The sequence below is a fragment of the Dawidia cretensis genome (genome assembly GCF_018598175.1).
Taxonomy (GTDB): domain Bacteria; phylum Bacteroidota; class Bacteroidia; order Cytophagales; family Cyclobacteriaceae; genus Ohtaekwangia; species Ohtaekwangia cretensis.
Map to the genome: position 1 here is coordinate 210,686 of NZ_JAHESE010000003.1, position 20,850 is coordinate 231,535.

The window sequence follows — 20,850 nt, forward strand, 5'->3', positions numbered from 1 at the left end:
TTTGCATTCTTGCCCCAATTTTGTAGGAAACGATTTCGGTCTTTATGGGGAAGAGCTCTTATGTATTTTTAATCAGTCTGATTGCCGCGTTCGGAGGACTTTTGTTCGGCTTCGACATAGCCATCTTTTCGGGCACGATACCCTTTCTGCAGCCTTACTATCAGCTCACCGACGCACAACTGGGCTGGACCGGTAGTTCCCTCTACGTAGGATGTATCATCGGCACGCTGATGACCGGCTACCTCACCGATCGTTACGGCCGCAAGCTGCCGCTGACATTTGCCGCGGGCATCTTTATGGTGTCGTCTTTACTGATGGGCTGGTCTTCCACCTATACCTGGTTGATTGTATGGCGCATTATGGCCGGCATCGGCGTGGGCGCGGCGTCTATGCTGTCGCCACTCTATATAGCAGAAGTAAGCCCCGCCGCCATTCGCGGTCGCATGGTATCGGTCAACCAATTGACCGTCGTGATCGGCATTCTGTTAGCATACTTCTCGAACTACCTGCTCGCCGACCTGGAAAACAACTGGCGTTGGATGTTTGCGTCGGGAGCCATCCCCGCCGTGCTGTTCTTTGTTTGCGTATTTCTGGTGCCCGAAAGCCCGCGCTGGCTCTTAAGCAAAGGCCGCGTGGAGGAAGCCCGTCTGGTGTTGCTGCGCCTGGCCAGTAGCGCGACGGTGGTAGACGCCGAAATCCAAACGATTCAAACCGGCATGACCCGCGAGGTAAAAGGCAAGCTGCGCGATTTGATTCAACCTGGCATCGCCTTCATCGTCATGCTCGGCATCACGATGGCCATCTTCCAACAGATCTCCGGCGCGAACGCCATCTTCTTCTATGCACCCATCATTTTTGAAAAGGCTGGAATGAATGTAAAAGATCAGCTCTTTCAACAGATCATGATCGGGGCCATCAACTTGCTCTTTACACTGCTGGCCATGCAGCTTGTCGACAGGCTGGGCCGCAAGAAACTGATGCTGGTCGGGTCAGCGCTCATGGCGATGTGGCTTTTTCTCGTAGGACTGTGCTACGCGCTGGGGTTATTCCAGGGATACTGGCTTACTGTTTTTGTACTCGCTTTTATTGCCACCTATGCTACCACGCTGGCACCCGTCACGTGGGTACTCATCTCCGAGATCTTTCCGACCAAGGTGCGTGGCATCGCCGTGTCGGTAGCAACCTGTGCGCTATGGACGGCGTGCTTTGCGCTGGCCTATGGTTTCCCGGTCATGATCGCATCACTCGATGCGCCCCAGACCTTCTTTATATTCTCTGGCGTATGCCTGCTCTACTTCTTCATTCTGCTAAAATATATACCCGAAACCAAGGGCAAGACCCTGGAGCAGTTTGAGACCGAGATCATACGACACTAAAAAGCTCCTATGAAATAATACCCGAAACACCGAAACACTTACCGAAACACTATTCAAAACAATTACCCTATGAAAAGGAAAACTCTACTTCCTATGGCCGCGCCATACCCAATCGCGAGCGCAACAACCGTGTGCGTACCGGTTCGATCCGATGAACGACCTAACGCCACGATCCTATGAAAAGCTCTTTGCACTATATTCTAAGCTTTATGCTGGCCGTGCTTGTGCCGGCAAGCTTACTGGCGACCGATGCAGCGGCACAATCCGCCCGTGTCTCCGGTCGCGTGATCTCGCAAAGCGATGGCAACACCGAAGAAACACTCCCCGGTGTGAGCGTGTCCATCAAAGGAACTTCGCTGGGTACGGTAACGGATACAGATGGTAACTATACCATCGACGTACCGTCGACCGATGCCACCCTGGTATTTACCTTCATCGGGTATACCACCGAAGAAATACGCGTGGGCGAACAAACGACGATCAACGTAACACTCACTCCCGACATCACCACGCTGGAAGAAGTTGTCGTCGTTGGAGCCGTCGTACGCCGTCAGGATCTGACCGGTGCCGTGGCACACGCCTCCGAGGAGCAACTGCGGCAACAACCTGTATCTACATTCAGCCAGGCCATGCAAGGCCGTATGGCCGGGGTGTTGGTGCAGAACGATCCCCGTCCCGGTTCGAATGGAACAACCATTCAGATTCGCGGTAACAACTCCTTACAGTTCGGTACCAACCCGATTGTTGTCGTAGATGGTCTGATCATGGACGGTGGCCTGAACCTTATAAATCCGAATGACATCGCCACCATCGATGTGTTGAAAGATGCATCCGCAACAGCGCTCTACGGATCACGTGCATCCAATGGCGTCGTTGTCATTACTACCAAAAAAGGGAAGAAGGGCGAAGGCCGCATTACCTATGACGGGTGGGTAGGGGTACAAGACCTGACACGCCTCATGCCGCGCCTCGGTACCAAAGACCTGTTCGACCTGCGTGTAGATGCTTTTGCCAATGGCTATATGGATGACAATCCGGGAGCAGACCGCCAGCAGTATATAAACGGCCAGGTATTGAACGAGAACAATTCGGTAGCCTTTGCCGACTACGAGTTCGACGCGCATCGTAACAATCAGTCCTACGACTGGCTCGATCGGGTGATCCGCACAGGCCGGCAGCAGAACCACACGCTCGGCTTCAGCCGCGGCAATGACGACGGTTCAATCTACGTCAGCTTCAACTACGTAGACCAGAAAGGTGTCGTGCAGAACGCCGGCTACCAACGGTATACCGGCCGGCTCAACGCCGAGCAGTATATCAAGCGCTGGTTGAAGATCGGTACAAATACATCCTATTCGCATAGCGCCGATCAGTTTGTCGAAGGCAGCGTGTTTTCGACTGCCAACGGCGCCAATCCCATGATGGCCATTACCGATACGGCCATGTACCTCAAATGGTCGGGTCTTGCGGATAAAAACATCTACAATCCCCTGCTTAGCTTGCGCATCAAAGGTGACAGCTACCAGACCCGGCTCATGTCGAGTAATTATGTGGCCATCAATCCCCTTGAGGGATTGAATATTCGTTCGACATTTTCCGCCGATGTGATGGACAAACGCGATTACTGGTATACACCTAACAATGTCGGCCAGGCCTTCCGTGCCTCGACCGACGAAAAAGCCACCGGCGTCGCCAGTCTACGCAACGATCACTGGTTGAACTGGCAATGGGACAATTCGATTGCCTACGATAAGATCATTAACGAGCGTCACGTCATTTCAGGCCTGGTGACCGTTAGTGCGCAAAAGAACAATTGGGACTATAACCAAATCGATGCACAAGGATTTGCGACCAACGACTTCGGCTATAGGTACATCAGCGAAGCCTTCAACCGGGACGATTTTAAGGTAGCGTCCGACTTTACAACCAGCACGATTTTATCGTACCTGGGCCGTGTGAACTATACCTACAACGATCGCTACTTTGCTACCGTTACCATACGCCGCGACGGTTCCTCCAAATTTGGCGAGGGCAATAAATGGGGTACATTCCCCTCGGTAGTGCTGGCCTGGAACATCGCGAAGGAATCCTTTATGGAAGGGGCTAACCTCGATCAACTCAAGCTGCGTGCCGGCTATGGCCGTGTGGGTAACCAGAACATTCCGAACTATGCGTATCTCACGCTGTACCGCGCACAGGTAAGTGGCGACGACGTAGACTACAAGCCTGAAGGCACCTTGGGCAACAGCAGCGTAGGATGGGAGAGCCAGAAGCAAGTAAACGTGGGGGTGGATGTGGCCGTGCTGAACAACCGCATCACCTTTACAGCGGACTACTTCAATACCGATAACACCAACCTGTTGATGCGTCGCACGCTGCCGTCGACCAGCGGATTTACCAGCACGATCGCAAACATCGGCGTACTGAATAACCACGGTGTAGAGTTAACGGTAAATGCCAACGTCATCAACACCCAGGATCTGCGCTGGTCCGTTGCCGCTAACTTTACGTCTACGCGCAACAAGATCAAAGCGCTGTATGGCGATGTCGACGCGATCTACAAACGCGGTGGCGCTACCGGCGTGGAGATGCAGCGCGAAGAGAACTACTTCGTCGGGGAATCCGTCAACTCCATCTACGTATATAAGTTTGACAAGATCGCGCAAGAGTCGGACATGGACCGTGTGGCGGCCATGAACCTGGCCCGCAAGGTACGCCCGGGTGATATTCTGCCCCTCGATCGCGACAATGACGGCGATATCGACGATCACGATCGCTTTGCGGTTGGTCGTAAAGACCCTAAGTTCTACGGTGGATTTTCAACCGACCTGACGTTCCGGAACTTCTCGTTGAATGCAGTCTTCAACTACAACTACGGCTCTAAGCGCATCAGCGGCCTGTACGAAGGCTATATGAATGGCACCGGTATGTATGCGGCCCACGAAGACATGCTAAACCGCTGGACGCCCACAAACACAAATACCAACGTTCCGCGCGCCTACAACGGCAGCGACCGCTATGGTTATGGTGATGTAGACCTGGGTGTGCAAAATGCTTCGTTCCTCCGCCTGTCAGCCTTGACACTCGCCTACAACCTGCCTACCAGCCTGGTGCAGAAACTGAAAATGAACAGCTTCCGCTTTTACGTAACCGGCAGCAACGTCTTCCTGGTAACCAAATACAAAGGATACGATCCCGAAACCGGCGACGACTTCCCGAACTCGCGCATGCTTGTAACCGGTGTAAACATTGGCTTTTGATACTGTGAACAGTCGATGCGTTAAAAAAAACTTAATACAATGAACACTAAAAATATCATATTGGGTCTGATGGCCATTCTGCTGATGGTGTCATCATGTGCCGACTTTCTGGATCAGGACCCGCAGACAGCGTTGTCGCGCGAGGATGCCTTTACGAATATCGAAAAACTGGATAGAGTAATTACAGGGCTTTACAACCGGTGGCGGGAGACCCGCAAAGACCGCGGCGGATTCGTATTCGCCCTGGGCACCGACGAAACCCAGCAGGGAGCCTACCAGGTGCGCACGGAAGCACAACAGTCATCGCTCGATAAATACGACGCGACGCTCGTTGCCGGCAACAGTGCTCTTACCGAACAATGGAATAAGCGTTGGCCCGTCATTGTCGATGCGGCAACCGCCATTATTACGCTGGAAGGCAATACCAATGGAGACGCACAACGCGAAATGTTATTAGGTGAAGCCAGCTTTATCCGCGCCGGCGTTTCATTTGAAATAACGCAATATTGGGGTGAGATACCGGTGATGGACCTTGAAAAAGCAGCCGAGTACGGTACAACGCGCCAACCCTTGCCGGTGGTATACGACTTCATCGTCCAGGACCTGGAACGTGCCATCCAATACCTGCCCGAAGATCAGGAAGATAAACGTCGTGCTACCAAAAGCGCTGCGCAGGCCCTGCTCGGAAAAGTATACCTGTATGCGCCCGAGGCTTCCGGCGTGCGTGACTATACGAAAGCGCGTGACCAGTTTGCTACCGTTATCAACAGCGGCCGGTTTCAACTTGTACCGAATGTGGCTACATTATGGGATCCCAATAGCCCCAACCCGGCGGAATCGATCTTTTCGTTCCAGTTTAGCAACGTGTGGCCTGATAACAACCAATGCCAGTGGCAGACCGGGTCACGTGCCGTGGCCAGCATCAGCGACAATGCTTACTTCGGCGGCTACGACCTGCTGATGCCCACCGCCTATTGCTATAGCAATGTCAGTGAAGGAGGTCTGTGGGAAGAAGGAGATACCCGCAAAGATGCCAGCATCCGCTACGACTTCGTCTACAAAGGAACAACACCTGAAATAGCACCAGGCCTGGGTGGCGATGAGCTGGATCCGCACATCAAGAAATATGAAGATGCCCGTCTCGATGGAATCGGAAGCTTCTGGTATTCGGGCAAAAACATGTACTACCTCCGCTACGCCGACATCTTGCTCTGCTATGCCGAATGCCTCAACGAGCTCGGTAGCACCGGCGAAGCCGTCACCACCGTCAACACCGTACGCGCACGCGCATGGGGTGGATCGCTGCCCGCAGACAAACAATGGAATGCCGGCATGGGCCAGGAGGAATTCCGCGACAACATCCTGGACGAACGCATGCGTGAGCTTTGCTTCGAAGGCTGGCGCCGCATGGACCTGATCCGTTCCAGCAAGTTCCGCGAGCTGATTCTGACCCGCAACAAATGGGCCGCTGAAAAGAACACCATTCAGGAGTACCACCGCCGGTATCCCATTCCCCTCGACGAGATCAAGCAAAACGACGAGATCGACGAAGAAGATCAGAATGAAGGATACTCCAATCAATAATGACCGATTGCAGTAAAGAATAATATCAGCACTAAAAGAGGCTCTCACCGGCCTCTTTTGGTGCATATATCTACCGGGAGAGGGAAAATATGATGAGGAGAATAAGAACTATATATTCAGCACTTTTTTGGCTCGCCGCCGTACACCTGGCCATAGCCCAAAACACAAACAACAAAGCCGTCGTTATTCGTACGGTCAACACCAGCCTGGTATATAAAGTCGACAACGACCAGGTCGTACGACAGTGCTACTACGGTAAGGCAATTGACGAAAAAGACGTGGCCGGCATACAGCTCACCAACCTGGATGCCTACCCGGCGTACGGCAAGGCCTATGTAAACGAACCCGCATTCCGCGCGGTGCACGCCGACGGAAACCTGACCACCGAGCTGGTCTACGTATCGGCCGAGGCCCAGGTACAGGACAAAAACATTACGCTCACCCGCATCCGCCTGCGCGACCGGCACTACAACCTGTCGGTAACGCTTTGCTTCAAAGCCTATCAGCAACAAGACATCATCGAGCAATGGACCGAGGTGGTCCACGAAGAAAAGAAAGACATCACCCTCTTTAACTTCACATCCTCGCAGCTCGCCCTGCGCGCCTCGTCGTATTGGCTCACCAGCTTCTACGGCAACTGGGCGGCGGAGATGAACATGAAAGAAGAGCAGCTTACCGAAGGCATAAAAACCATCGATTCCAAACTGGGCGTACGCACCAACCAGTTTGCACATGCATGCTTCATGCTGGGAGTAGAAGGCCCGGCCGAAGAGAATAGCGGCACCGTGATCGGCGGCACGCTGGCCTGGCCCGGCAGCTGGAGCATGGAATTTGAAGTAGACCCGCTCAAGAATCTGCACATCCTGGCCGGTATAAATCCATACGCTTCGCAGTATGTGCTCAAACCGAAGGAAGTATTCAAAACCCCGGCGCTGCTATACACCATCAGCCACGAGGGTAAAGGCGGCATCACACGCAAGTTCCACACCTGGGCACGCACGTACGGCATCTACAAAGGCGACCGACCGCGTATGACCTTGCTCAACAACTGGGAGGCTACCTACTTTGACTTCGACGAGAAAGTACTCAAACAAATCATCGGCGACGCCGCCGGCATGGGCTTCGACCTGTTCCTGCTCGACGATGGCTGGTTTGGTAACAAATACCCCCGCAACGACGACCGCGCCGGTCTCGGCGACTGGGATGTAAACAAAAAGAAATTACCCAACGGCCTCGACTCACTACTCCGCGAAGCCGACCGGAAGAAAATCAAATTTGGCATCTGGGTAGAGCCGGAAATGATCAACCCCAAAAGCGAGCTGTATGAAAAACATCCCGACTGGGCCGTCACTGCGCCCAACCGCGCCATCGACGTAAGCCGCAACCAGCTCATCCTCGACCTCTCCAACCCGCAGGTGCAAGACTATGTATACAACGTCATGGATAACCTGCTGACGCGCAATCCCGGCATAGCCTATCTCAAGTGGGACTGCAATCGCTATGTCACAAATCCCGGCTCGTCCTACTTGCCAGCCGATCGTCAGTCGCATCTGTGGATCAAATACACCGAAGGTCTGTTTGCCGTATTGAAACGCATGCGCCAGAAGTATACCGATGTTCGCATCATGCTATGCTCAGGCGGAGGTGGTCGCATCGACTACGGCACACTGCCGTACTTCGACGAATACTGGATCAGCGATAATACCGATGCACTCGACCGCATCTTCATCCAATGGGGCACAACACACTTCTTTCCGGCGATGGGACTGGCCAGTCACGTATCCGTGGTACCAAACCACATCACACAACGCTCGACACCGCTCAAGTTTCGGTTCGACGTCGCCATGTCGGCAAAGTTAGGCATGGACCTGCAGCCGAAAGACATGAGCCCGGACGAAAAAGAGTTCTCACGAAAGGCCATACAGGAGTATAAAGACATACGACACATCGTCCAGTTCGGCGACCTGTATCGCCTGTTATCGCCCTATGAGCACAAACGCGCGGCCATGATGTACGTCCTGCCCGATCGTACAGAAGCCCTGGTCTTTTCGTATCTGTTAAAGAAGGAGATCTACAGCAACGACCAGGTACTATACCTGCACGGCTTGGAGCCGGCGAAGATATATACGCTAAAAGAGGTGAATAAAAGTCCGCAATATTCAAGAATCTCGGCACTAGAAGGGCAGAAGTTCACCGGCGAATTCCTGATGACCTATGGCGTTCGTTTCCAGATGTACAATGAATTTGAAAGCGTGGTATTCCGCGCAGTAGCAGAATAAGAGCATGTCATGAAGAAGATTGTAATACTGTATTTACTGACCCTGACAATGGTCAACACGTTGTCGGCCTTTACACCGAAGCCGAAGTCACTGACCGTAACATCACCCGACGGCCGGTTAACCTTGCACCTGCATACCGGCGACACATTAGCCTACTCCGTAACCTTTAAAAACCAGGAGATCGTCCTGACGTCACCCATCGCCCTGGCGTTACCGGACCGGGTGCTGGGCGCCAAACCGCAGGTGGTGAAGACAACCACACGCAAGAACAAGGGCACCATCGCGTTGCCGTACGGCAGTACTAAAACACTGGACGACCAATACAACGAGCTGGAGGTAACGTTTGAAGGAAACTATGCACTGACACTGCGTGCGTATAACGAAGGCGTGGCCTATCGTTTTTCCACCACGCTGCCGTCTACCATTCAAATCGTCAATGAACGGGCAAGCTTCAATCTAACAGGTGACCCCGCCGCCATCTTTCCCGAAAGTGATGTGTGGACTTCCTGGGAGGTACCCTATATACCCTATGCGACCGTGTCGGCCATTGCCGAAAATAAGAAGGCACTGACACCCGTGCTCTTTTCGTATGACCCTATACGCGTAGTAATAGCAGAGGCCGATGTGGCCGATTACCCCGGCATGTACGTAGGCAAGCACAACGGCAAGCTGCAAGGTACGTGGGCTGGCTTCCCGGTGCGCACCGAAATGGGCAGCTGGGGTAACTTTGTATCGGTGGTGAAAGAACGCGCACCCTATATTGCCGACACGCGCGGCACGCGCACGTTTCCCTGGCGCATCATCATCGCCACGGACGACGATCGTACCCTGGTCACGAACAAGCTGGTCTATAAACTGGCGCGACCTTCTGTACTCGGCAGTGACCTGAGCTGGATCAAGCCCGGCAAAGCTGCCTGGGAATGGTGGCACGACGCCATGGTAAAAGATGCAGACATCCCCACCGGCATGGACAACCGCAACACCGCCCTGTATAAACACTACATCGACTTTGCGGCCGCCAACCACCTGGAGTATTTAATGATCGATGCCGGTTGGTCCAACATCTTCGACCTGAGCAAAGTCAATCCCAAAGTAGACGTACAGGAAGTGATCCGCTATGGAAAATCAAAGAACGTAGGCGTATTCCTCTGGTGTGTAGCCACGACGTTGATGAACGACCCTGACAAAAACATGGACTTGATTTCGAAATGGGGTGCCGTAGGCCTCAAGGTGGACTTTATCGATCGTGACGACCAGTTGGCCATCCGTTGGTTCGAAGACATCGCCGGCGCCGCCGCGAAGAAGAATCTCATGATCAACTTCCACGGATGCAGCAAGCCCACCGGCCTGGAACGCACCTATCCCAACATCGTCAACTACGAGGCCGTACGCGGCGCCGAGTGCTCGAAGTGGGACCTGACAGCAAACCCGGAGCACCACGTGCTGATACCCTTTATCCGCATGCTGGCCGGTCCGTTAGACTATACCCCCGGTGGCATGCGCAACAAAACACAGGCAGCGTTCAAACCGATCGACCCAGGCCTGCCGTCTACGCAAGGAACCCGTTGCCACGAGCTGGCCATGTATGTACTGTTCGATCAACCTTTCGCCATGCTGTGCGACTCACCCGAAGAATACCGCAAATACCCCGACATCATGAAATACCTGTCCGCCGTGCCCACCAGCTTTGACGAGACACGGGTGTTAAACGCAAAGCTGGGTCAATATGCTACGGTCGCCAAGCGCAAGGATAATCGCTGGTTTGTCGGCGCCATGACAGATTGGGATGGTCGCACGTTGCCCCTGGATTTTTCTTTCTTACCTTCCGGCAAAACCTTTAAAGCCGAAGTATATACCGACGGAACCGACAACCAGGATGCTGCGCAATACACGTACAAGACCCTGGATGTAACAAACCGTTCGAAAACCGACCTGGTGCTCGCACCGGGCGGCGGCGCGGTGGTATACATACACGAATAACAAAAGAAGATGAACGAAGCAACCGACATCGCGATCACAAAAACACCCTGGGGCACACACCACGGAGAAGCGGTATTTCTTTTCCGGCTGACAAATGGCCACGGCGCCTATGTGGAGGTAACGAGCTACGGTGCCACACTGGTATCCGTGGTCGTGCCCGATCGTGCGGGGAAGAAAGAGCACGTGGTGCTGGGCTTCCCGTCACTGGAAGGATACCTGCAGGATCGTTGTTACCTGGGCTCGACCGTAGGCCGCTATGCCAACCGCATAGCCCAGGCCCGCTTCACCCTCGACGGAAAAGAATATACGCTGGACGCGAACGACGGTGTAAACACCAATCACGGCGGCGGCGCCGGCTTTCACGCACGCGTTTTTTCGTATGAGCAACGCAACGACGGTGTAGTGTTTTCATACTCCAGCCCCGCAGGCGACGGCGGGTATCCCGGCGCGCTCACACTCCGGGTAGAGTACCGTTGGAATGCAGAACAAGCACTAACCATTACCTACACGGCCGTGACCGACCAGAAGACTGTTGCCAACTTTACCAACCACGCATATTTCAACCTGGCGGCCGTGGGCACAATGTTGGATCATACGTTGAGTGTTCGGTCTTCACACATTCTGGCCGCTACGCCGGCGTATATTCCTACCGGTGAAATCGTCGAGGCAGGTACCAAACGGCTACAGCAGAGCACTGTCCGGCACAAAGTCATACCCAAAGGAGATCGCCTGGAAGGTCTGAATGAATATTATATATTGGACAAAGCCACGAAGGAAAAGGATCCCGCCGCCGTGTTATACGATCAGGCCTCCGGCCGCCAGATGGAAGTCTTTACCTCGTACCCGGGCTTAATGGTCTATACAGCCGACTACCTGGTGAGCGAGGTGCCGGGGCACACCGCCATCCCGTATAAACCCTTTGGCGGCATCTGTCTCGAATGCCAGTATTTTCCCGACGCCCCCAATCACGCGCATTTTCCCGATACCACCCTGGCGGCAGAAGAAGAGTACCGCGAGTGGATCGTATTTAAATTCAGCACACAAGAGTGAAAGAGCATTAAAGAATAAAACTATATGAAAATTCAAATCCGTTTTAAAATTCTTAGCCTGTGTTTGCTCGCCGGCCTTTGGTCTGCAGCCAACGCACAGGAGTACGACGTTACCTCGCCCGATGGCTCGCTAATGATCCACCTCGACGTGGCAACCGACATCCAGTATGCCGTAGAGAAAAATGGAACATCGGTCATCGCGTCATCGCCCATCGGCCTGACGCTGAGCACGGGCCTGGTCGTAGGCAGCAACGCTACGGTGAAATCCACGGCAACGGTCAGTGTCGACGAGCCCATCGAACGCCTCTACGGTAAAAACGATGGTCTGCGCGATCACTACAACCAGCTGCGCATCGACTTCGAAGAGAACTATTCGCTCATCGTCCGTGCGTATGACGAAGGCGTGGCATATCGCTTCGAGACCGCACTCGCCGGCAACGTCGACGTCATGTCGGAAGAAGCCAACTTTAACTTCGCCGGTCAGACGCAGGTAATTTTCCCCGAAGCCGATAGCGAGATGCGGTCGTGGGAGCGATCGTACAATACGTACGCGTCCATCGCAGCGATCGACAACAAAAAGTTCTCCATCACGCCCGCCATGTTTTCATACGCCGGGTCTGGCATCCGTGTAGTGGTAGCCGAGTCGGACTTGTTGGATTATCCAGGCTTGTACTTGCAGCCCAGCGGCACCACCAGTGTAAAAGGAAAGTGGGCGTATTATCCCAAGACAGTATCCTTCCCCGACAACATCTATGAGTATCATCGCGTAATCGAGCGCGAAGCATTCCTGGCACGCACCGCCGGCACGCGCAAATATCCATGGCGCGTCGTGATCGTATCAACGGATGACAAAACACTCCTCACCAATGAGCTCGTCTACAAACTGGCAACTCCGTCTGTACTCACCAACACCGACTGGATCAAACCGGGCAAGTCGGCGTGGGAGTGGTGGCACGATGCCATTCTGGAAACAACCCAGATTCCGTCCGGCACCAAGAACCTCAACCTGGCCCTATATAAGTTCTACGTAGATTTTGCCGCCCAGAACAAACTGGAATACGTCACGCTCGACGCGGGCTGGAGCACCAGTTACATTAGGGAGCTGTGTCAATACGCAGCCTCGAAGAATGTCAAGATTTTTACGTGGGACTTTATCAACCTGCCGGTAGAAAGCCCCGGCCGCCTCGCCGAGCTGAAGAGTTACGGGATCGTCGGTATAAAAGTTGACCTCATTGAACGCGACGACCAGGTAGCCATCAACTGGTTCGAGCAACTGGCAAAGGCCTGCGCGCAACAACAGCTTATGATCATCTTCCACGGCTGTGCCAAGCCCACCGGCCTGCAGCGGAAATATCCCAACATCGTCAACTTCGAGGCCGTACGCGGCGCCGAGTGTACCAAATGGGACGACACCCCCAACCCCGACTACCATTTGCAGTTCCCCTTCATCCGCATGCTCGCCGGCCCGCTCGACTATACTCCCGGCTCCATGCGCAACGTACGCCGCTTCGAGTTCCAACCCATCGGCACCGGCGTACCCATGACGATCGGCACCCGCACCCACGAAGTAGCCATGTACGTCATGTTCGACCAACCCCTGGCCTATCTCTGCGACGCCCCCACGGAATATAGAAAGTATACTGATATCCTCAGCTTTCTCTCCAGGGTACCCACCGTATGGGACCAAACACTACCCCTGGCCGCCGAGGTCGGTAAGTATGCCGTCATCGCCCGCAAACACGCCGAAGAGTGGTACGTCGGCGCCATGACCAACTACGAAGCCCGCGACATAGAAGTAGACTTCTCGTTTCTCCCCGAAGGCGTCGACCGCGTTGCCGACGTATACCGTGACACCCCGAATTCCGAAGCCAGCGCCAAAGCTTACCAGCATGAGATCATGAATGTTACCAGCCAAAGCAAGCTCACCTTCCACCTGGCTTCAGGAGGTGGGCTCGCCATCCGGGTACGCGATGTAAATGAAGTGACAAGTATCGGAAGGAGTGAAGAGGGCTCGAAAGTATCGATCTTTCAAAACTCCGACAGAACGCGGTTGACAGTACGGTCGAAGGCTCCGGTTCATGAAATTAATATCACCGATATTTCAGGCCGGGTAGTGCAGCACGAAGTAATGGAAGTGCAGCAAGAGACACATGCAATCGATACTACGCGGTTGGGTGCTGGAATCTATGTTATTTATGTTTCTACGGATGAGCGTGTCTATTCATCGCGCATTATTCGATAATTTTAGGATACAGACAGTTGAGGCAGGAGAGAACAGGACGTTACTGTTCTCTTTTGTTTTAATACATATTGTATTCGGGCTTCAGGTTGAGCACCTGGCGTATCCAGCGAGCCCTGAATGGGCGTAACAATTCGGGGCACGCACCGGCGATTAAGCAAAGTTATGCCCAACACCAACGTTAAGTATGGGAATAGCGACAATCTCAGGGGTTGTTTGCGACACTAAAAAAATGAAATCAATGCGGGTGTAAAGCTTCACGTGGCGCTTTCTATTGTCGGAGTCGATGTGATGCAAAACATCGGGTACATGCGTACCAAAAAAATCCAGGAAGATCTGATCATACAATCGGGCGTGCCATATACCATCATCCGCAGCACACAGTTTTTGGAGTTCATCGCGGGCATTGCCAATCAGGCTACGAAAGGAAACGAAGTACATCTTTCCGATGTGCAGTTTCAGCCCATCGCTTCAGATGATGTGGCTGCTTTTGTAGTGAGGTATGCGCTGACAGCGCCTGTTAATGGGAAAACAGAAATTGCCGGACCGGAACGTTTTGCGATGCACGACGTGGTAAGCAGGTATCTGAAACAAACAAACGACCCGCGCCAGGTGATACCCGATGGCAAACCGGCATACTTCGGTGGAGAAGTGACCCACGCAGCACTGGTGCCGGCCGGTGAGGCAGCGCTGGGAGCCATCAACTTTGAAAAGTGGTTAAGCGCCCAGTTACAAAAGGCCTGACGCGGATAGCCATTGATAGAGAACCAATTACTTATTAAACCCAGTAAACACCATGAACTTTTTCTTCTTATATCCCGATAAGAACCTGAAAGACAAAGCAGAAGAACGCCTGATTCATCAAGAGCCATCACACGGCACCAATGAAGGCAGTGAATTTCTTGATGATGCGCTCTATATGCATGACCAGCCATTACTGTATGCCGAAGAAAGCGTTGCAGCCGGGACCCCGAGAATTTTTTGTTACGTTAAACAAAACCACAGGTCGCGATTTAGAAAACCATGAAAGGCCTGACTGCAAGTCAGTCCTTACTTTCCCGTGAACCGCGACGAAGTCGGACCGCTACCGAACGGAACGTTGCAAGCCATTTCCGGGTATATTTATATGTAAAGGATTGCCCTACGCTCCCCGGAATGCCCCTTACCAGGAGAAGTTTTCATATTTAAAGATTAGTGCTATCAATTATACCTGAAAAATCCGGTATAGTACCCACCAGATATCCTGATATAGAATAGATATCCAATAGTTTAATAAGTTTCATTCAATAGATATTCAATTATTATATAGGTATTAAACATCTTATTCTAAAAGTCTTTTTTTTTAAATTTATTCTATTCTATTCATTGACAGTTCCCAACCTTTCCGTACATTCGACGTAGACACCGTTACAACATTGAATGTTGTCGAAAATCCCTCTCGTTACCCAAAAACCAATTGACTATGCCTTTTCTCGAAGGACCATTTGCCTTTACCGGTAAGTTAGACATGCTGAGCGCCTACCGCATGCGCGGCGTCGACAAGATTGTCGTTCGTCGCAAGGGCGGGCCCAGTCGCGAAAAAGTAAAAACCAGTCCCAGCTTTGAAAATACACGTCGCACCATGTCGGAGTTCGGCGGTTGCTCGCGTCACGGCAGCTACGTGCGGATGGCCATGCATCAACTGCGGCGCCTCTCAGACTATAATTTCGGCAGTGATATCAACAGTATCATGCGCCAGGTGCAATTGCGCGACGGTACCAGCGAATGGGGCCGCCGCAGTATCACACTTTCTGAACATACACGCCTGCTTGAAGGGTTTTCAACCATGTATAAAGCGCCTAGCTTCGACTCCATTGTACGCACACCGGTATATTATACAATGGATCGATCCAATCGTTCAGCGCGCATTGAAATTCCCGAGCTGATGCGTGACATCAACTATTTTCCGCAGAATAACCACGCTATGTTTCGCCTGACGGTTACGTTGGGTATTGTGCCGGATGTGACATTTGATGTGGCCGCTAAAGAGTATTTGCCTCCGACGTGGTATGATCCGTCATATTACTCGATCGATATTTCAACAGGTTGGAACCCTTCATTAGAGGGAATGGAAAGCACTGTGCTGGAGTTAGCCATGGATGTACTCCCGCCGGACAACCGGTGGACGTTGATGTTATCGATTGGTATTGAATATGGAGCCTTTCGGGAGGGCGGGAAGATTGACGAAGTGAAGCGGTTCGGAGCGGCGAAAATCCTGGCATTGCGTGGGAAAGAGGATGTGTCGGGTGGTGGCGTTGAGGATGATGGAGTGGGGGAGGAAGAAGTGCATGTGGTGGCGGAACCGGTGACAGCGGATGTACCCGTAGTGGAAATAGAGAGGGAGTCGGAGGGGTATCGGGAGCCGAACGTAAGGTATGTATATACCATGAAGGAAGTGAAAACCGATGAGGAGCAAGCGGTGAATGTTTATACGTATACGATTTCAGTGGCGCCGTCTACCGGCAGCGCATGTCTGGTGATAAGAGATGCAGCATCAACGGAAAGAAATATCACGGTATTGGCAACCGGTCACACCCTCCAAAAAGAAAAAGGCCGGTCTTACCACCGGCCTTTCCGGGAAACGTCAGTCCACTGGGTTGGGGTAGATCTGCCAGCCATAGGTATCCCGCAGGTCTACGAGCTTTTGCCAGTCGTCGAGCGTCAGCGGTTGCAGGTATTCTGTTCCGGCCAGATCACGGGCAATGGTTAGCCGTCCCTGGCGGGGGTGTGCTACGACAGAAGTGTGAATGTCGTCAATCATCTTTCGGAAGGAGGCAACATCGAAGTGCGTGTTGTCGAAATAGAAATGTAGATCGTAAAGCGCATGATTGTCCGACACGTCGAGGTAGCGTACCGTGGTCGTTTGTACGGACACCGACTCCAGGTGTTTATTATGGGAGAGGTTCACACGGTCAGGTCCCTCATTAACGCTGAGGTATCGCAGCTCGCCCAGGTGTTCGAGGTTGAGGCTGTTGCCACCGCTGAGATTGTACACATTGCCAAATGATATGATAATTTGGATATCGCCGGTGACGCTGACAAAATGTTCACCAGGGGTGGTGTAGGTGTGCATGATGCGGTAATCATTCTGATACACGACCACCAGGCTGTCGGTCGTGCCGTCGCCCCAGTCGAATCGAACCGTTTTGGGCGTAAGGATATCCCATGTGGCAAAACCAAATTCGAAGCCGGGATTGCCCGGCGTGGTAGCGGCGGTCATGGTAAGCGCGGGGTCGAGCACTACGGCCAGCGGATCGCCTTGTAGCTCGTCCTGTAATTCTTCTAATATAAAGGTGCGGCGATACGGCGCGAAGCCAGGGCGAATGATGATCAATTTATAGGTCTCGGTGGCGACGCCATCGAAGTGCACGGTGTTGACTTTAACACCCAGCATGTCGTCAAAGACGGTGTCCATGCCGTGCAGCACATACGCGTGTGCCGTGGCGGCTTTGAGCCCGCCTTCGTAGTTGGTGACAAATGTCGTCAGCAATAGGTTGGGTGAGATCAGCTCCGGGTCGAAGCTGGCATAACCAAAAGCTTGAGGCATGTGGAAGTCAGTGCTGATGGTTTGTACCCCGGTGTGGGTCACGCGGTCCGCCTGGATGGCGAAGTAAAAGGGTACGGGATGATCGATCAGGCTCGCCAGGGGTGAACCGGACAACGGCGTAGCAAAGATGATGTTGTTTTCGTCGTCGGCTATCAGGAACTCCGTAACATAATAGCCCCCCCAGGGTAGGGCGAGCGGCGCGGTGATATAACCGTTGCCGAAAGAGAGTATCTCTACGGGCTTACGGGTGTAAACAATTTGACCATTGTGTTTTTTAATACTGATCAACGCGTTACTGCCGGGGGGAATGACAAGGGTTTCGGCCGTGCGGCCGTTGTCTGCAGCACCATCGACCTGGAATGCAAACTGGATGTTACCGGGGACGGAGTGTTCGGCTTCATCGTGCGAACACGTCTGAAATAGGAGAGAGAATGGGACAAGCGCCAACCATAGCAGGATTTTTTTCATAACAGGAGGGTTTTGGGGGTTATATTTAACGCAACCGCATCGTGCACGGGGAGGGTAAGAACAACCCGGCATTCGCGGCGATAGACAGCAAGCACACAATGGCACCCGGAAGCACCACGATCCTACACGAAACTCGTTGCAACACGAAATCCTACCGCACAGAAAAGACGAAAGAAAAGGACGACTATAGTATAAGAGATCAATCAGGACTATAAAAGCCAGGGGGCCGATGACAAACGATATAGTCTTTATAAATAGGTGATCGAAGATACACAATTGATGGTGCCTTCGCTGACACCTAAGGGATTATATTTTCAGCCCATGCTACTTAAAAAAATCACGGATAAGGTTCAATACCTCATCAAAATTTGTTTCAAGCACCCAATGACTGCCATCGATAATATGAACCTGGGCATCCGGTAAGTCCCGCTTGTAACAGACCGCCTCATCCACATTAAAGAATGGATCGTGTTTTCCCCATATGACGAGGGCACGAGGTTGATGGACACGGAAATACTCCTGAAAAACGGGAAACATTTTTATGTGATTCTGATAGTCACAATTCAGCTCATATTGCATATCGATATTACCGGGCCTTTTCATAGCGTCCCAATCCAATACCCACAATTCAGGACTTACTGTTGATTGCAATTTTTCAGGCAATCCTGCGGTATATTGCCACTTCACACCTTCCTCGCTTAGGAATGCGTAAAGTTTTTTCTTTTTTTCCGGAGTAGGGTTTTTCCAATATTCTCTCATTTCATCCCAGATCCGATAAACACCCTCTTCGTATGCATTACCGCTTTGTACAATTATTCCCTCGATCTTTTCAGGATGGTTTACGCACAGTTGAAGACCGACGGGAGATCCATAGTCGTGAAGATAGATGGTGAATGACGTTAGGTTTATCTCATCCGTAAACTTGCTTATATAGGACGCTATATTTCTAAATGAATATTCAAATTGATCTTTCGCGGGAAAAGCGCTGAATCCAAATCCGGGATAATCTGGCGCAACCAAATAGAGCTTATCTGATAAAGCGATCATCAGATTTTTAAACATGACGGACGAGGTTGGAAAACCAGGTAAAAGTAATATGGAGGGGTTTTTCCTGTCTCCGGCCTCACGATAGAAAATATCGACCCCGTCAACTTTAATTGTTCTGTTATAAATTTGGCTGCTCATGGTTGTATGCCGGTCAAAGATTGTGCCTCCAGCCGTTGGTATTGTCAAGATCAGTATTTGGTAGAAATCGGAATTTGGTATGTAGAATTTCTTCGCCTTAACCTGTTGCCAGTCTTCAGACTGGCAACAGGTTAAGGCACAAGAGACCCCCGACGAGTCGGGACTAACTCTTGCGCCAGGGATGCACTCAGCGCTGTGGAGACTAACACCCGCTAGCACGCCGGTGTTAAAAAAAGTTGCTAAACCCCAGAACTTATTGCCCCTGGACCCCGTTGGTGGATATATTGAATTATTTCGATGAATTCGGTACCTTTGCCAGCAAAACAGACGAGCGTGAATATCAAGAAGGCTGAGAAGATCTCGAAGGCGTTGGCAGATCCCAACCGATTGCAGATTTTAAAAGAGATCAGAAAGAAGGAGGAATGCCTGTATTGCTCGGACCTGCAGGATATGATCGACCTGGCACAGCCCTCCATCAGTCACCACCTGAAACAACTGACGGACACCGAATTAGTCGTAGCAGAGAAAGAAGGACGCAACGTGAAGTACAGACTCAACAACAAGGTGCTCGATGATTATATCGAGTTCCTGGAGTCACTGAAGAAAGCGTAATTTTTTTTGTTCCTATATATCGAATAATTTAAATAAATCAATAAGTACTAGGATATGACATTTGAACAAATTTACTTCGCACCCCTTTTCCTAAACACATCGAATAATTTAAATAAATCAATCAATTAAAGTTATGAACAAGTCGTATAGACATCGGTTGTATGCTCCCCTGTTGGGAGTCGTCACATTTGCACTTCTCGCAGCCGGTATCGCTGCGTGTACAACAAAAGCAGAAAATCTCGAACAGCCCGCGGTGGTTGCGTCCGCTCCGGTGGGTGTACCGGTAGACGTCATCGTGTTGCAGCCGCACGCCATTCACGAAGAACTGGAGGTGACGGGCACACTCGTCGCGTATCAGGAAGTGGATATCGTCAGCGAGCTTACCCGTCGGATCGTGCAGGTAAATGCGCGTGAAGGTAGCCACGTGAAAAAAGGCACATTGTTATTCCGCCTGGATGACGCCGACCTGCAGGCGCAACTCGAGCGTTTCCGTCAGCAAGAGAAACTTGCCGTGCTAAATGAAAAACGCCTGAAAGATCTACTGGAAAAAGAAGCCATCTCTCAACAGGATTATGATGAGGCCATCACCAACCTGAAGGTATTACAAGCACAGATCAACGAGGTGCTGGTCATGGTCGACAAGACCCGCATCGTGGCGCCGTTCGATGGCCAGCTCGGTATGATCAATACGCACCCCGGCGCCATTGTTTCGGTGAATACGATCCTGACGGATATTGAAGACAATAGCCAAATCAAAGTAGAGTTTTCCATTCCTGAAAAATATACCAACGTCATCCAACTGGGCAGCGAGCAACACTTCACGCTGGCATCCGACGACAAACCCTATACCGCGCGCGTATTTGCCAAAGGTGCGAGCCTGAGCCAGGACACCCGTACGTTGTTGGTACGCGCATTGGCAAAGAACACGGAAGGTAAACTTCTGGCGGGTCAGAGCGCACGCATTTCATTGGGGTTGAGCACTTCGGAACATGCGTTGTCGGTGCCGTCACAAGCGCTGTTACCCTCTACCGGTGGATACACGGTGTATGTAAGCCGCCGCAGTCAGGTGGTACCGGTGCCGGTTAAGATCGGTCAACGCAGCACGGGCCTGGTGGAGATCGTGGAAGGCCTCACCGCCGGTGACACTGTAATCGTCAGCAACTTACTGCGGCTTGGTCCTGGCGCTCCGGTAGCATTTGCTTCTATAAAATAATCCTGGCCATACTCTCTCC

Annotated in this window: 13 protein-coding genes; 11 read left to right on the forward strand and 2 right to left on the reverse strand. The window is 52.1% G+C overall.

The genetic code is table 11. From position 1 onward, the window contains the following. Positions 1 to 44 precede the first annotated feature (44 nt). The 9 genes from KK062_RS06025 (at position 45) to KK062_RS06065 (ending at position 14,794) form a co-directional block, all read left to right on the forward strand. A complete protein-coding gene (locus KK062_RS06025; protein WP_254083356.1) occupies positions 45 to 1,376 on the forward strand; it encodes a sugar porter family MFS transporter in 1,332 nt (443 codons plus the stop codon). 176 nt (positions 1,377 to 1,552) lie between these two features. After that, the gene (locus KK062_RS06030; RefSeq protein WP_254083357.1) at positions 1,553 to 4,636 is read left to right on the forward strand and encodes a SusC/RagA family TonB-linked outer membrane protein; all 3,084 of its coding nucleotides are present in this window, start codon (positions 1,553 to 1,555) and stop codon (positions 4,634 to 4,636) included. 39 nt (positions 4,637 to 4,675) lie between these two features. Next, complete coding sequence (locus tag KK062_RS06035) at positions 4,676 to 6,220, forward strand: RagB/SusD family nutrient uptake outer membrane protein (protein ID WP_254083358.1); 1,545 nt, start codon at positions 4,676 to 4,678, stop codon at positions 6,218 to 6,220. Between the two features lie 89 nt (positions 6,221 to 6,309). Next, positions 6,310 to 8,499 (forward strand): alpha-galactosidase, encoded by a 2,190-nt coding sequence (locus tag KK062_RS06040; protein ID WP_254083359.1) that lies wholly within the window; start codon positions 6,310 to 6,312, stop codon positions 8,497 to 8,499. A 9-nt stretch (positions 8,500 to 8,508) separates the two neighbouring features. Next, on the forward strand, positions 8,509 to 10,479 hold the full coding sequence (locus KK062_RS06045) for a glycoside hydrolase family 97 protein (protein ID WP_254083360.1): 1,971 nt from the start codon (positions 8,509 to 8,511) through the stop codon (positions 10,477 to 10,479). 9 nt (positions 10,480 to 10,488) lie between these two features. Next, positions 10,489 to 11,529: an aldose epimerase family protein gene (locus KK062_RS06050; protein WP_254083361.1), complete on the forward strand. Its 1,041-nt coding sequence runs from the start codon at positions 10,489 to 10,491 to the stop codon at positions 11,527 to 11,529. 24 nt (positions 11,530 to 11,553) lie between these two features. Then, positions 11,554 to 13,770 carry a glycoside hydrolase family 97 N-terminal domain-containing protein gene (locus KK062_RS06055; protein WP_254083362.1) on the forward strand — a complete coding sequence of 739 codons (2,217 nt, stop codon included), beginning with the start codon at positions 11,554 to 11,556 and terminating at the stop codon, positions 13,768 to 13,770. 306 nt (positions 13,771 to 14,076) lie between these two features. Further along, entirely contained in the window at positions 14,077 to 14,511 is a 435-nt protein-coding gene (locus KK062_RS06060) for an SDR family oxidoreductase (protein WP_254083363.1), read from the forward strand. A gap of 52 nt (positions 14,512 to 14,563) precedes the next feature. Then, positions 14,564 to 14,794 carry a hypothetical protein gene (locus KK062_RS06065; RefSeq protein ID WP_254083364.1) on the forward strand — a complete coding sequence of 77 codons (231 nt, stop codon included), beginning with the start codon at positions 14,564 to 14,566 and terminating at the stop codon, positions 14,792 to 14,794. A 1,596-nt stretch (positions 14,795 to 16,390) separates the two neighbouring features. Here the strand turns inward: KK062_RS06065 and KK062_RS06070 are convergent. Continuing rightward, positions 16,391 to 17,821 carry a hypothetical protein gene (locus KK062_RS06070; protein ID WP_254083365.1) on the reverse strand — a complete coding sequence of 477 codons (1,431 nt, stop codon included), beginning with the start codon at positions 17,819 to 17,821 and terminating at the stop codon, positions 16,391 to 16,393. Between the two features lie 324 nt (positions 17,822 to 18,145). Beyond that, positions 18,146 to 19,006, reverse strand: coding sequence for an alpha/beta fold hydrolase (locus KK062_RS06075; protein ID WP_254083366.1), 861 nt, complete (start codon positions 19,004 to 19,006; stop codon positions 18,146 to 18,148). A 333-nt stretch (positions 19,007 to 19,339) separates the two neighbouring features. On the opposite strand from KK062_RS06075, the gene KK062_RS06080 reads away from it, so the two are divergent. Both KK062_RS06080 and KK062_RS06085 read left to right on the forward strand, forming a co-directional pair. Next, complete coding sequence (locus KK062_RS06080; RefSeq protein ID WP_254083367.1) at positions 19,340 to 19,618, forward strand: ArsR/SmtB family transcription factor; 279 nt, start codon at positions 19,340 to 19,342, stop codon at positions 19,616 to 19,618. A gap of 133 nt (positions 19,619 to 19,751) precedes the next feature. Further along, positions 19,752 to 20,831 (forward strand): efflux RND transporter periplasmic adaptor subunit, encoded by a 1,080-nt coding sequence (locus KK062_RS06085; RefSeq protein WP_254083368.1) that lies wholly within the window; start codon positions 19,752 to 19,754, stop codon positions 20,829 to 20,831. The last annotated feature ends 19 nt before the right edge of the window (positions 20,832 to 20,850 follow it).